At 62.5% G+C, this 13,602-nt stretch carries 11 protein-coding genes; 9 read left to right on the top strand and 2 right to left on the bottom strand.

Going from position 1 to position 13,602, the window contains the following annotated elements:
• Nucleotides 1–382 precede the first annotated feature (382 nt).
• From NO934_RS02280 to gltX, 4 genes are all read left to right on the top strand, one after another.
• Nucleotides 383–1,759, top strand: coding sequence for a class II 3-deoxy-7-phosphoheptulonate synthase (locus NO934_RS02280; protein WP_309161988.1), 1,377 nt, complete (start codon nucleotides 383–385; stop codon nucleotides 1,757–1,759).
• 131 nt (nucleotides 1,760–1,890) lie between these two features.
• Entirely contained in the window at nucleotides 1,891–2,823 is a 933-nt protein-coding gene (locus NO934_RS02275; protein ID WP_309161986.1) for a hypothetical protein, read from the top strand.
• Nucleotides 2,824–2,950: 127 nt separating this feature from the next.
• Nucleotides 2,951–4,621: an NAD+ synthase gene (locus NO934_RS02270; RefSeq protein WP_309161985.1), complete on the top strand. Its 1,671-nt coding sequence runs from the start codon at nucleotides 2,951–2,953 to the stop codon at nucleotides 4,619–4,621.
• Complete coding sequence (gene gltX, locus NO934_RS02265; protein WP_309161984.1) at nucleotides 4,618–5,946, top strand: glutamate--tRNA ligase; 1,329 nt, start codon at nucleotides 4,618–4,620, stop codon at nucleotides 5,944–5,946. The genes NO934_RS02270 and gltX overlap by 4 nt, the downstream gene beginning before the upstream one ends.
• Here gltX and NO934_RS02260 read toward each other — a convergent pair.
• Complete coding sequence (locus tag NO934_RS02260) at nucleotides 5,891–7,006, bottom strand: DUF2865 domain-containing protein (protein WP_309161983.1); 1,116 nt, start codon at nucleotides 7,004–7,006, stop codon at nucleotides 5,891–5,893. The two genes, gltX and NO934_RS02260, sit on opposite strands and share 56 nt — an antisense overlap.
• A gap of 126 nt (nucleotides 7,007–7,132) precedes the next feature.
• Here NO934_RS02260 and NO934_RS02255 point away from each other — a divergent pair, with 126 nt between their 5' ends.
• Nucleotides 7,133–8,140, top strand: coding sequence for a fumarylacetoacetate hydrolase family protein (locus NO934_RS02255; RefSeq protein WP_309161981.1), 1,008 nt, complete (start codon nucleotides 7,133–7,135; stop codon nucleotides 8,138–8,140).
• Nucleotides 8,141–8,206: 66 nt separating this feature from the next.
• Nucleotides 8,207–9,088 (top strand): siderophore-interacting protein, encoded by an 882-nt coding sequence (locus NO934_RS02250; RefSeq protein WP_309161980.1) that lies wholly within the window; start codon nucleotides 8,207–8,209, stop codon nucleotides 9,086–9,088.
• Nucleotides 9,089–9,097: 9 nt separating this feature from the next.
• Here NO934_RS02250 and NO934_RS02245 read toward each other — a convergent pair whose 3' ends face one another.
• A complete protein-coding gene (locus NO934_RS02245) occupies nucleotides 9,098–9,871 on the bottom strand; it encodes a TetR/AcrR family transcriptional regulator (protein ID WP_309161979.1) in 774 nt (257 codons plus the stop codon).
• A gap of 179 nt (nucleotides 9,872–10,050) precedes the next feature.
• Between NO934_RS02245 and NO934_RS02240 the strand changes: the two genes are divergently transcribed.
• From NO934_RS02240 to cysS, 3 genes are all read left to right on the top strand, one after another.
• The gene (locus NO934_RS02240; protein WP_309161978.1) at nucleotides 10,051–11,013 is read left to right on the top strand and encodes an ATP-binding cassette domain-containing protein; all 963 of its coding nucleotides are present in this window, start codon (nucleotides 10,051–10,053) and stop codon (nucleotides 11,011–11,013) included.
• A gap of 27 nt (nucleotides 11,014–11,040) precedes the next feature.
• A complete protein-coding gene (locus NO934_RS02235) occupies nucleotides 11,041–11,796 on the top strand; it encodes an ABC transporter permease (protein WP_309161977.1) in 756 nt (251 codons plus the stop codon).
• Between the two features lie 373 nt (nucleotides 11,797–12,169).
• Entirely contained in the window at nucleotides 12,170–13,570 is a 1,401-nt protein-coding gene (cysS, locus tag NO934_RS02230; RefSeq protein ID WP_309161975.1) for a cysteine--tRNA ligase, read from the top strand.
• Nucleotides 13,571–13,602: the final 32 nt, after the last annotated feature.

Raw genomic sequence — 13,602 nt, 5'->3', positions numbered from 1 at the left:
GTTGCCGCAAGCTCAGCGCCCCCCTCATCCCCGGCCCTTCTCCCACCAGGGGAGAAGGGGGCTCTTGGGGCAAGCGCATCGGTTCTTGCCGGGACGCTGCCTCGCGCTACCCTTCTCCCCTGGTGGGAGACTTCGAGCCGTCCTTTGGAGGCGAGAAGGCCATGAGAGCTACGCTCGAATGGCGGGCCGGAGCCAAGCGGAGGTCGGATGAGGGGGCGCAGCCTCGCAGCGGGCGCTCCGCTCCCGAGGGAATCTCAAAACAAACCCGACACTCCGATCACAATACTATAGAATACTTGGCATGCGGCGCCCCGCTTGGTATGCCGCCTAACCCCTCCGGGCCCGGCCGGGCGGGCGAAACCCTTTTTAAGCGAGTGAAACGATGAGCACGTGGACACCTGACAGTTGGAGGACGAAACCGATCCTGCAGGTCCCGACCTATCCGAGCCAGACAGAGCTCGAGGCGGTCGAGGCCCGGCTCGCTTCGTTTCCCCCCTTGGTTTTTGCAGGCGAGGCGCGCGATCTGAAGGCCAATCTGGCCGAAGTCGCCGCAGGCCGCGCCTTCCTGCTGCAAGGCGGCGATTGCGCCGAGAGCTTTGCCGAGCATCACGCCGACCACATTCGCGACTTCTTCCGTGTCTTCCTGCAGATGGCGGTGGTTCTGACCCATGGGGCGTCCAAGCCCGTGGTCAAGGTCGGCCGCATTGCCGGCCAGTTCGCCAAGCCGCGCTCGTCCGATACCGAAACTATCGACGGCGTTGAGTTGCCCTCCTACCGGGGCGATATCATCAACGGCATCGATTTCACCCCCGAGGCGCGCATCCCAGATCCTAACCGCCAGCTCGAGGCCTACCGCCAGTCGGCGGCGACGCTGAATCTGCTGCGCGCCTTCTCGGCCGGTGGTTTTGCCAACCTCGCCCGTGTCCATGAGTGGACCATGGGCTTCATGAAGGATTCCAACTGGTATCCGCGCTATGAAGAGGTGGCCAAGAAGATCGACAACGCCATCGAATTCCTCAGCGCCCTCGGGCTCAACCCGGAAAACACGCCGGTGCTGCGTGAAACCAAGTTCTTCACCAGCCATGAAGCGTTGTTGCTCGGCTATGAGCAGGCGATGACCCGCCGGGACTCGATCACCAATGACTGGTACGCGACCTCGGGCCACATGCTCTGGATCGGCGATCGCACCCGCAATCCCGATCATGCCCATGCTGAGTACTTCCGCGGCATCAAGAACCCCATCGGGGTGAAGTGCGGGCCTTCCATGGCGGCCGATGATCTCAAGCGCCTGATGGACATTCTCAACCCCAAGGACGAGGCCGGGCGACTGACGCTGATCGCCCGCTTCGGGTCCGACAAGGTCGAGGAGCACCTGCCGCGCCTGATTGAGACGGTGAAGGCCGAAGGCCGCACTGTGGTCTGGTGCTGCGATCCGATGCACGGCAACGTCATCAAAGCTTCCTCCGGCTACAAGACGCGGCCTTTCGAGCGGATTCTGTCGGAGGTGAAGTCGTTCTTCGACGTCCATCGCCAGATGGGCACCATCGCCGGCGGCGTGCATGTGGAGATGACGGGCCGGGACGTCACCGAATGCACCGGCGGCGTTTCGGCGGTGACCGAAGCCTCGCTGTCGGATCGCTATCACACCCATTGCGATCCGCGCTTGAATGCCAGCCAGGCGCTGGAACTGGCTTTCCTCATAGCCGAAGAACTGGCAGGCCAGCGTACGCAGGAAACGCCCAAGGCCGTGGGATACTAAGAACCTCGCCGATACAGTTGAACGCAAAAGGCGCTGCTTTCGGGTAGCGCCTTTTGCTTTGGGTCTTTAGCCAACATTAACCCTAACGACGCCATAACTGCGATGAATAGTTTTGGGGTTCGGAGGGCTTGATGTCCCGCGTTTTTACTGGCTTCGCCATGGCTGCTATGGCCATGGGCGCAATCGGGCAGGCTTCCGCCGCCGATTGGCCCACAGGTCCTGATACGTTTTTCCGGCCTGCTTATCCCGCCGATATGGCTCCAATGGAAGACAGCCTCGATTTCGAGGCGGGGCTTCGGTATTTCTATGGGGTGGGCGGGCAGCGGACCTCTATTGGGCCGCTCGATTATTCCGCCGATGACGGGAGCCATTTCGTCGAACTCCACGGCAGGATCGATGACCATTCGACCAGCACTTACGTGCAGGGCAATATCGGCTATGCAGCGATAATCGATGGCGACTATGAAACTCCGACCAGCGGCGGGCCGCAATCCACCGATTCCGGCACCATCGCGTATGGTGGCGCTGATTTCGGCTATCTTCCGCTGAAGGGCGAGGGCTTTAGTGCCGGTGGCTTCATAGGTTACCAATATCTCAATGAATCCCTCGATATCGGGCGAGGTGAATACTATACATCCTCGGGCGGTGGGGACAGCGCGGCCAACCTGCTTGAAGTACATGGCCTGCGCCTCGGCATCACCGGGCGCGCCGAGTTCAACGACGTTTTCGACATCCGCGTCGATGCGGCCGCTATCCCCTATGCTGCGCTGAACGGCACCTATGGTGCTTTCGACATCGGCACCACCCCTGCCGGTGGGCAGGGCTCGGCGGCCGACATAACGGGACATCTTTGGGGTGGTGCGCTGGAAGCGATGGTTGGGTTCAAGCCACATGAGAATTTCGCCATTCGCGGCGGCTTGCGCGGCTATTATCTGACCGGGCCGACCGAAACCTATTTTGAGATGCGCGACGCGGACGGCGGCAACGAGCAAGGCTACATCCTGGAGGGTGAAACAGAACTCTTCCGCTGGGGCCCGGTGATCGAACTGACCGGCACCTTCTAGGAACGCATTTCGCGATCAAGCATTCGAGCCGGGCAGTTTGCGCTGTCCGGCTTTGCTTTGCCCGCCTTGCTCTCGCGCCTCGCGCGCTATAAGTCTGGCCGCGCCTTTCCGATCTTGAAGGTTGCCCGTGACCGACACCCTCCGCATTGCCCTTGCCCAGCTCAATCCCAAGGTCGGCGCCGTTGCCGACAATCTTGCCGCCGCGCGCAGAGCGCTGGCTGAGGCTGAGGCGGCGGGCGCCGATATTCTGATGTTCACCGAACTCTACCTCACGGGCTATTTCCCCGAGGATCTGCTGTTCAAGCGTCAGTTCGTGACCGAAGCGATGGAGGCGGCCAAGGCGCTCGCCAGCGATACGAAGGGTCTCAACGTCTCGGTGCTGCTGCCCACCATCTGGAGCGCCGGCGGCAAGCTCTACAACAGCGTCATCCTCGCCGAGGACGGGGCGATCATCGACCGGCGCAACAAGGTCGAACTCCCCAATGACGATATCTTCTATGAAAAGCGCTATTTCACACCCGGCGAGCTTCCTGAGCCAGTAGCCATCAAGGGCATCTGCGTGGGCGTGCCGATTTGCGAAGACGTCTGGCATGAGCCGGTCTGCGAAGCGTTGGCCGAAAAGGGCGCCGAGATCCTGCTCTGCCCCAATGGTTCGCCTTATTGGCGCAACAAGCAGCGGGTGCGGCTCGACCTCGTGCGCCAGCGGGTCAGGGAAACCGGCCTGCCGATCCTTTATTCCAACCAGGTGGGCGGTCAGGATGAACTGGTGTTCGACGGCGCCAGCTTCGGGATCAATACCGACGGCTCGCTCGCCTTCCAGGGCAAGAGCTTTGTCGATGACATGGTGATCTCCGATTGGGAAAAGACCGAAGCCGGCTGGCGTTGCGCAAAGGGGCACGTGACCGAACTCGTGCCTGTCAATGAGGCGCCCTGGCATGCGGCCATGCTGGGCTTACGTGACTATGTGCACAAGAATGGCTTCAAATCGGTGGTGCTGGGGCTTTCCGGAGGCATCGACTCCGCCGTGGTCGCCGCGCTTGCCGTCGATGCGCTTGGAGCCGAAAACGTCCATTGCGTCATGCTGCCCTATCGCTATACGTCCGAGGCAAGCCTGCGCGATGCCAAGCGTTGCGCCGAAACGCTGGGCGTGCGCTACGACATCGTTTCGATCGGCTCGCCGGTCGATGCGGTCAAAGAAAACCTCGCCCCGCTTTTTGCCGGACGCGAGCCCGACATCACCGAGGAGAACCTGCAATCGCGCATGCGCGGCACGATCCTCATGGCCATTTCCAACAAGCTGGGTTCGCTGCTGATTACCACCGGCAACAAGTCCGAGATGGCGGTGGGCTACGCCACGATCTATGGCGACATGAACGGGGCGTACAATCCGATCAAGGATATGCTCAAGACACAGGTTTACGAGTTGGCCAAATGGCGTAACGGCTATCAGCCCACTGACGTACTTGGCCCCGCTGGCATCGTCATCCCCCCCGAAGTGATCGAGAAGGCGCCCAGCGCGGAATTGCGCCCCGACCAGACCGATCAGGACTCGCTGCCGCCCTATCCGGTCCTCGACGCGATCATTTCCGATCTGGTCGAGGAGGAAATGTCGGCCGCCCAAGTCGTGGCGCGGGGCTTCGATCCCGAATTGGTCAAGCGCGTGGAGCGGTTGGTCTACATTTCCGAATTCAAGCGCCGCCAGGCGGCGCCCGGGCCCAAGCTGACGCCCAAGGCGTTCGGCATCGGGCGGAAATACCCCATCACCAATGGTTATCGTGACGGGAGCATTGCCCGATGAGCGTTACTGTCCGCTACGCACCGTCCCCCACTGGCCGTCTGCACCTGGGCAACGCCCGTCCGGCCGTGCTCAATTGGCTGTTCGCCAAAAGCCATGGCGGCAAGTTCGTGCTGCGGCTCGACGATACCGACACGGCGCGGTCCACCGAGGAATTCGCGCGAGGCATCGAAACGGACCTGGCCTGGCTCGGCATCGCGCCCGATCTCAAGGTGCGCCAGTCCGACCGTTTCGGGCTCTATGACGCCGCGCGCGACAGGCTGATCGCCGCAGGGCGCCTGTATCCGTGCTACGAGACTGCCGACGAACTCGACCGCAAGCGCAAGCGCGCTCGCGCTCTGGGCAAGCCGCCGATCTACGATCGGGCCGCTCTCAACCTCAGCGATGAGGATAAGGCCAAGTTGGAAGCCGAAGGCCGCAAGCCGCATTGGCGCTTCAAGCTCGACGGCCGGCCGGTGACCTTCACCGATCTCATCAAGGGCGAGCAGACGGTCAATACCGCCTCGATGTCCGACCCGGTGCTGATCCGCGAGGATGGCACCTATCTTTATACACTCCCCTCTGTGGTCGACGACATCGATCTCGGCGTTACTCATGTCATTCGGGGCGAAGACCACGTTTCCAATACCGGCACGCAGATCGAGATTTTCGAAGCGCTCGGTGGCGCCGTGCCGACCTTCGCGCATCATAACCTTCTGACCGACGCGGAGGGGCAGGGCTTCTCAAAGCGTCTCGGTTCGCTTTCGCTGGCCCAGCTTCGTGAGGAGGGGTATGAACCCCTCGCCGTCGCCATCGTCGCGGCACTGACCGGGACTTCCCTGCCGGTGGAACCCTATGCGAGCCTCGATGCCATTGCCGAGCGGCTGGATTTTTCGATGATCTCCCACGGTTCGGCCCGTTTCGATCCGGCGGAACTCGATACGCTCAACGCAAGGCTGGTTCATCACTACGATTTCGCGGCGGTGCGTGAGCGCTTCCCGCAGCTAGGAGGGCTTACCGAAGCGGCATGGCTCGCCCTGCGCGACAACGTCTCGCGCCTTTCCGAGCTGGGGCCGCTTTACGAGGATATCGTTGTCAACGCCAAGCCGGTCGTCGCCCACGAAGACCGGGATTTTATCGCCACGGCGCGCGAGCTTCTGCCCGAGGAACCTTGGGACGAAAACACCTGGGGGCAGTGGACCGGCTCGCTCAAGCAGGCCACTGGCCGCAAGGGCAAGGCGCTGTTCCTGCCGCTTCGGCTGGCGCTGACGGGCAAGACCGAAGGGCCCGAGCTTAAGGCTCTTCTTCCGGTTCTGGGACGTAAGGCGTCTCTGGCCCGACTATCCTGACTTCCCTGTCGCCGAATTCCACAATCCGCATGTCGGGACTGTCGATTTCGGCCTGCTGCGCGACCGTTGCCTCGGCCGTACCGTCGGCGCGTGGCCTCGGGCGGGGCAGGGGGACATAGATTGCTTCGGCCACCACGGCGGCCACGGCATTGCCGCGAGGGTCGCGCTGGGGCAGCGGGAAGGAAAGGTCGCCGAAATCGATCACGGCGCGGGATTGCTCGCCCTGCTCTTCAGCAAGGGCGACGGTGCCGACCGGCTCGCGCGTCCGGCAGGAGCAATCGGTATCGATCTCCTCACGGAACCGGAAAGCATAGGGCATTGCGCGATAGGGCGTGCCCGAGAGCGAAATCATGTCTTCGGGCTCTTCACCGGGATTGCGGTAGGAAAACAGCGCCACTTCCGTGCCCGGGCACATTTCATGGCACCGTATGGCATCCTGGGCCACATAGTCGTCAGTGGTCGAAAAGCTGATCGGCCAATAAAAGCCGTCGCATGTGCGCACGCACACGGTGCGGCGCGTCTGCTGGGTGCTCCAGGGCTGGGAGGGCTGATTGATATAGCCCGGGCCGCCGCCGAACATGCCGTCGAGCAGGTTCCCTCTGGCCATGACGCCTGCTTGGCCCGCATCGCAGCCCGCGCGGTTGAAGTCATTCATCATCTGCTGGTAGTTCTGGGCCATTGATTGGCCCTCGCGCGCCATAGAGGTCAACTGCTCGACCTGGCTGCGGCCCAGGGTGATGGTCCGGGCGATCGATTGGCATTGCCCGCTCAGCGCCCGGCCGGAATTGAGAATCTGCTGGCAGCCGCTGCGGCTCCACAACGCCTCGGCCTCATTGACTTCGCCCTGGCGCCGTTGCAGTTCTCCCACGATGCCATTGTAGCTCATGAACATCTCGTTGTTTTCGATGCCGCGCAGGATGGCGGCGAGCTGGGCGCAGTTCTGTGTCTGCGCCATTGCCACCGAGACATTCCCGAGAACGGCCGAAAAGGTCGCCATAAGCACAAGCAGGAAACGGGTGAAAGCCATAAAGAAACAACGATCTGAAGTCATGGTGTTCATCAAACGCCGCCGCGACCTATCCGATCCTGCCTATCAGGCTTTTGGGACGACGTGGAGGCTTTAACTGGAACGAGCTATGCGCCATCTTAGCCCTCAACGCCAATCACGTCCCGGTCTTTTCCACCCATGAAGCTCGCCACCCTGCGCAACGGCCGTCCCGACGGACACCTGGTTATCGTCTCCAGGGATTTGACCCGTTTCGCCTCTGCCGGCCGCATCGCGCCCAATCTTCAGGGAGCGCTCGACGAGTGGGATCGCTGCGCGCCAATCCTGCGCGCGGTCAGCGAACAGCTCAACAATGGCGAAATCGCCGGCATGCCATTCGAGCCCTCCGAAGCGCTCGCGCCCCTGCCGCGCGCCTATCAGTGGATCGACGGCGCCGGCTATATGGTGCATCTCGACCGCGTCCGTTCGCTCAAGGGCAGCAAGGACGCCGAGCTTCAGGACGAGCGGCCGCTGCTCTATCAGGGCGGCTCGGACAGCCTCGTCGCCGCCAATGCGCCCATCATCGTGCCGGAGGACGATCTGGCCGTCGATTTCGAGGCGGAAGTTGTGGTGGTCACCGCCCACGTTCCCATGCGCCCCACAAAGGACGAGGCCAGTGCCGCGATTCGCCTCGTTGGCCTTTGCAATGACGTTTCGCTGCGCCGGCTGGTGGCGGGAGACCTCCAGAACGGCTTCGGCTTTTTCCATGCCAAGCCGGCCACCAGCTTTTCGCCGGTTTTCGTCACTCCGGACGAGCTGGGGGACAATTGGCGCGACAATCGCCTGCACCTGAAGGTCCGCGTTCACGTCAACAACAGCCTTTACGGCCAGCCCAATGCCGGCGAGGACATGCGCTTCGACTTCGCCGACCTGATCGTCGCCGCGGCCCAGACACGCGAATTGGGCAATGGCACCATCATCGGCTCGGGCACCGTGGCCAACGCCCATGACGATATCCTGCCGTTGAAACATGACGGGATCGGTTTTGGCTGCATTGCCGAGGCGCGCACGGCGGAAAAGGCCATGCTCGGCAAGGCCCGCACCCCGTTCCTCGCCTTTGGCGACACGGTGCGCATCAACGCGGTGGATGCCGAGAACCGGTCGGTGTTCGGTTCGATCGAGCAGACGGTCAAGCCGCTCAACCGCTAAGTTGACGCTCGTTATCAGCTTTGCTACGCAAGCGCGGATTTCAACGCGCGCCTGCGGAGCCCTCCGATGTCCTTTGTCAAAGCCCGTGTGGCCCACCGGCGCTCCGTTACCTCAGGCATGGTGAGGGTTACCCTCGCCGGCAAAGAAATTGAAGAATTCAAGGACAGCGGCGTCGCCGACGAATTCGTGCGCGTCTTCTTCCCCGATCCGATGACCGGCGATTTGCCCATGCCGGAAGAGGACGACGCCGGACGGGCGGTGTTCCCCGAGGGGATCAAGGAACCGCACGCCGAATATTACTCCATCCGCCGCATCGACAAGGCAGCGTGCGAGATCGATATCGATTTCGTCGTGCATGACGGCGGGCTGGCGAGCGAATGGGCGCAAAAAGCGCAACCGGGCGACTGCATCGTCCTGGGCAAGGCCCGTTTCTGCTACGAGCCGCCCGAAGGGATGGCCTGGCAGGTTCTCCTGGCCGACGCCACCGGACTGCCGGCGCTTAGCCGGATCGCCGAAGAAACGCCAGCTCACATCAAAACCATAGCGATCGTGGAGGTCGCCGAAGCGGCGCACCGCCAGGAACTCCCCGTTGGGGAACATGTGGAGATGCGCTGGCTTTATGGCAGCGGCAACGGCATCGGGCCCAGCAATCTCTTGTCCAATCTGCGGGCGCTGCAATTGCCTCAGGGCGAGGGCTATATCTGGATGGCCGGCGAAATGCAGGCCTCACGCGCCATCAGGCGCCATATCCGCAACGAACTGAAGCTAACCGGGCGCAATTTCAGCGTCGTCCGCTACTGGCTCGACAACAAGGAAGTCTGGCGCAGCCGTTGGGACGCGCTCGATCCTGCGGTCAGGGAAGAGATCGACGCCCTTTGGGCATCCGATCGCGACCCAGACGACATTGCCGACACCTGGCACAACATCCTCGAGACGCACGGCCTCTGAGCGAACGCCTCAGGGCTTCTCCCCGCGTTTGCGCGCCAGCATCACCTCCATGCCGTCGAGGAACCGCTCGAGGGCGAACTTGAAGGCGCGTTCGGGATCGCCCGGCCCGTACTCGGCGCCGGTGATCGGGCCAACGCGTGAGGAGATGGGATAGGGGCTGTAGTCGAGCGTTTCAAGGAACGGTTCGATCTTGTACCACCACTCATCGTCGCTCATGCCCGTGGCTTCGTGGACGAACTTCTGCCGCGCCGCGTTGCGGACCGCCCCGGCAACGAGATCCATGAGCGCCGTCACCGAGAGATCCATTTCGATTTCATCGAGCCCGATCCCCTCTACTGCGCTCAGCGCCACCTCATAAGAAGCCAGGGTGTTGGGACCCAGCACCGGACGATGCGTCTGGAATTGCAGCACCCAGGGGTGCTGGAGATAAAATCCCCACATCGCCTCGGCGATCACCGTCATGCGGGCGCGCCAGTCCAACTCGTCCCAGTCGGGCGGCGCGTTATTGCCCGGCGCGGCCACATGATCGAGCATCAGGTCGTGAAGCTCGGCCTTGGACGGGACGTGAGTGTAGAACGACATCGGTGAAATCCCCACCGCCTCGGCCACCTTGCGCGTCGAAACGGCCTCGATGCCCTCGGCATCGGCAATTTCGACCGCGGCCTGGACGATCTGCTCGAGCCCGACCTTGGGTTTGGGGCCGCGGCGTCCCGCTTTGTCCTTTCCCCACATCAGCTCCAGCAGCTTTACCGGGTCGCCCCGGCCGGCGATGTCCTGTGCCATTCATTCTCCAAAATAAACTCTTTACACCGAACAAAGTTATGCTAAACCTTGTTCACTGTACAGCATTAAGTCCGCTGTGCCGCCCTGTCGATCCAGTCTGCCGCCGATCGCCTGCTGACACGCTCTGTCGGCGGGATTGGTTAGGCTTTGCCCACCGCAAGTCAACCCGGAGCTTAGCGATGATCCATGCCCGCGACATTACACGAACGTTCAAGACCAAGACCGGTCCGGTGGAGGCGGTGAGAGGCTTGAGCCTCGATGTCGCCGAAGGCGAGCTTGTCGCCTTTCTGGGTCCCAATGGTGCCGGAAAGTCCACATCGGTGCGCATGTTGACGACGCTGCTCCCCATGAGTTCGGGAAGCGCCAATGTGGCCGGCCATGACGTGGCCCGCGAGCCGGCGCTGGTGCGCCGCAAGATCGGCTATGTCGGCCAGAAGACCGCTTCCGGGCCCTATCACCGCGTGCGCGACGAACTCGTCATTCAGGGCAGGGCGCAGCGCATGAGCGAGGCGGCGTCCCGCAAGCGCGCCGACGAACTGCTCGAAATGCTCGAGCTCACAGCGCTGGCCAAGCGCGATTGCGCTTCGCTTTCGGGCGGCCAGAAACGCCGGCTCGATGTGGCTCTGGGCCTGATGCATACGCCGGCCGTCCTGTTCCTTGATGAGCCCACCACCGGGCTCGATCCGCACAGCCGCGCCAATCTCTGGGAGCACATCCTGCGCATTCGCAAGGAAACGGGCATGACCATCTTCCTCACCACCCACTATCTTGATGAAGCCGACACCATGGCCGAACGCGTGATGATCATGGACAACGGCACGATGATCGCCGACGACACGCCCGAGCGGCTCAAGGCCGATCTGGCCGGCGATGCCATCCGCGTCGACCTGACCAGTCCGGGCGAGGTGACGACCGCCGCCGAAATCGCCCAGCACCTGCCGCAGGCGCGCGACATCCTCCCCAATGGCACGGCGCTGACGGTAACGGTCAAGGACGGCGAGGCGGTGCTGCCGTTTTTCCTGCGCACCCTTCAGGACAAGGGCATCGATATCGCCGCTGCCAATGTCCGCCGGCCAACCCTCGATGACGTGTTCCTCGGCCTCACCGGCCGCTCGTTGCGCGAGAACGCTGTCGCGGCCTGACGAAATCCGATCGAAAGAGGTTCCATAATGAGTTTTGTTTCCGACACCGTCCTCTCCTTCCGTCGAGAGATCGGGCCGACGCTGAGAAGCTGGTACTATATGATCTTCGGGGTCATCCAGCCGCTGCTCTATCTCGGCCTGTTCGTGCCGCTGCTGGGCACCATGCCGATCGCCGGCGAGGGCAATGCGCTCCAATGGTTCGTCCCCGGCATGGTGGTGATGCTGGTGCTGTTTACTACTGTCTCGTGCGGTTGGGCGCTGACCGAAGAACTGTTCTCAGGCAGCTTCGAGCGGTTCCTGGCCACGCCCGCCAGCCGTCCGGCGCTGCTCGTCGGTCGCGCTCTCAAGGAACTGGCGCCGCTCCTCATCCAGGCGCTGATCCTGATCGTCGTCGCGATGCCCTTCGGGCTGCAATTGCACCCTCTGCCCATGCTGGTGGGGCTTTTGTTCCTGCTTGTCTTCGGCGTCGGCGTGGCGTCGCTGTCCTACGCCCTGGCCATTGCGTCCAAGAACGATGGGAGCCTGTTCTATCTCGTCTCCCACTCGGTTTCCCTGCCGCTTATGCTGCTCGGCGGCGTGCTGCTGCCGATGCAGATGGCGCCGGACTGGCTCTATATCGCCAGCCGCTTCAACCCGTTGACCTATCTGGTTGAAGCTGAACGCGCTTTGTTCATGGGCGAACTGTTTTCCACAACTGTGCTTTGGGGCGCGCTCGTCTCGGGCGTCGTGGCGGTCGTGGGCCTTGCCGTCGGCGCGGCCACCATCAAGCGGGCGAGCCTGTGATTGCCTGCGAGCCGTACGGCCTTGGCGTAACAAGTCCGTGAGGCAGTGGCCGCGCCGATTTTTACATGGCAGGGTCAAGGTGTGGGGATCGCCCGGCGCCCCCGCGTCATCCGCCTTCGGATGGCAACCATTTTCAGACTGCTCCAAGGTCTCCGTTCAGGGGACGGCGTGTCGGCGCCGTCCCCTTTTTCGTGCTTGATTTGCCCGATTTTCGCGTCCATTGTGCGCGCCATGAAGACCGTCGGCCAGATCTGCATTATCGGCTGCATCATTATCCGCTAACGAGTGTTGGCGGCGCGGTTTTCATCATCCCGACTTCTAGGAGTGGACCCGCTGCCAGCGTGACATACGCTTACGCCTGGGGACCATTTTCATGTCGCAAGAGCCGAGCCTTAAGCTCTATAATACGCTCACCCGGACCAAGGAGGACTTCTTCCCCATCGATCCGGCCAATGTGCGCATGTATGTCTGCGGGCCTACGGTTTACGATTTTGCCCATATCGGCAATGCGCGCCCGGTGATCGTTTTCGATCTGCTCTATCGGCTGCTGCGGCACGTTTATGGCGAAAGCCATGTCACTTATGTGCGCAACATCACCGACGTGGACGACAAGATCAACGCGCGCGCCCTGCGCGATTTCCCCGATCGGCCGCTCAACGAGGCCATCCGCCGGGTGACCGAAACCACGGCAAGCCAGTTCCACAAGGATGTCGCCGCGCTCGGCTGCCTGCCGCCTTCGGTCGAGCCGCGCGCCACAGAGCATATCGGGGGAATGATCGAAATCATCGAGCGCCTGATCGCGCGCGGCCATGCTTACGAGGCCGGTGGCGAAGTGCTGTTCCGTGTCAATTCCATGCCCGATTACGGCCAGCTCTCGGGCCGTAATCTCGAGGACAACATCGCCGGCGCGCGGGTCGCCGTCGAGAGCCACAAGGAAAATCCGGCCGATTTCGTGCTCTGGAAAGCGTCCAGCGAAAACGAGCCGGGCTGGGACAGCCCCTGGGGCCGTGGCCGTCCCGGCTGGCACATCGAGTGCTCGGCCATGAGCAAAGAGCTGCTGGGCGAGACGTTCGACATTCACGGGGGCGGGCTGGACCTCATTTTCCCCCACCACGAAAACGAAATTGCCCAATCGCGCTGCGCTCACGGCACCGACGTGATGGCCAATATTTGGATGCACAACGGCTATCTGCAGGTCGAAGGCCGCAAGATGAGCAAGTCCGAGGGCAATTTCATCACCATCCACGACCTGCTGGAGACTGAAAAATTCGGCGGCCGCAAATGGCCGGGCGAAGTGCTGCGGCTAGCCATGCTGATGACGCATTATCGCGAACCCATCGATTTTTCGGTCGCAAGGCTGGAGGAGGCGGAAAACCGCCTGGTCGGCTGGCAGCGTGCTGCCCAGGCGAGCGGGGCTACGCCTCCAGACGCGGCGACGCTCGCCGAACTGGCCGACGACCTCAACTTTTCCCGCGCCGCGACAGTCCTGGACGCCATGGCGCGCAAAGCCAATCGCGGCGAAACCTCCGCCTCCCACTGCCTCGCCGCAACGCTCGCCTTCCTCGGCTTCCCCCTCGATAGCTTGATCCGGCAGAGTGGGGACGACGAGGCCACGGCGCAAAAAGTCTCCGAACGCCTCGCCGCGCTCGCGGCCAAGGATTTCGCCAAAGCGGACGCCATCCGCGCCGAACTGCTCGAACAAGGCATCCAGTTGATGGATTACAAGGACCCCGAAACGGGCGAGCGGAAGACGAAATGGGAGGTGGCGCGGTGAAACGCCTGCAAGCTCCTGCGAGCCCGGCAACC

Source organism: Pelagibacterium sp. H642, from assembly GCF_031202855.1.
Lineage (GTDB): Bacteria > Pseudomonadota > Alphaproteobacteria > Rhizobiales > Devosiaceae > Pelagibacterium.
Note: the sequence above shows the minus strand (reverse complement) of the source record. Positions and strands in the feature narration are given on the sequence as shown.

Excerpts from the sequence above, each read along its gene's own strand:
- gltX (WP_309161984.1), top strand. The coding sequence starts at position 4,618 with ATGAGCGTTACTGTCCGCTACGCACCGTCCCCCACTGGCCGTCTGCAC.
- NO934_RS02260 (WP_309161983.1), bottom strand. The coding sequence starts at position 7,006 with ATGAACACCATGACTTCAGATCGTTGTTTCTTTATGGCTTTCACCCGT.
- NO934_RS02235 (WP_309161977.1), top strand. The coding sequence starts at position 11,041 with ATGAGTTTTGTTTCCGACACCGTCCTCTCCTTCCGTCGAGAGATCGGG.
- NO934_RS02245 (WP_309161979.1), bottom strand. The coding sequence starts at position 9,871 with ATGGCACAGGACATCGCCGGCCGGGGCGACCCGGTAAAGCTGCTGGAG.
- NO934_RS02255 (WP_309161981.1), top strand. The coding sequence starts at position 7,133 with ATGAAGCTCGCCACCCTGCGCAACGGCCGTCCCGACGGACACCTGGTT.
- NO934_RS02240 (WP_309161978.1), top strand. The coding sequence starts at position 10,051 with ATGATCCATGCCCGCGACATTACACGAACGTTCAAGACCAAGACCGGT.
- NO934_RS02275 (WP_309161986.1), top strand. The coding sequence starts at position 1,891 with ATGTCCCGCGTTTTTACTGGCTTCGCCATGGCTGCTATGGCCATGGGC.
- cysS (WP_309161975.1), top strand. The coding sequence starts at position 12,170 with ATGTCGCAAGAGCCGAGCCTTAAGCTCTATAATACGCTCACCCGGACC.
- NO934_RS02280 (WP_309161988.1), top strand. The coding sequence starts at position 383 with ATGAGCACGTGGACACCTGACAGTTGGAGGACGAAACCGATCCTGCAG.
- NO934_RS02250 (WP_309161980.1), top strand. The coding sequence starts at position 8,207 with ATGTCCTTTGTCAAAGCCCGTGTGGCCCACCGGCGCTCCGTTACCTCA.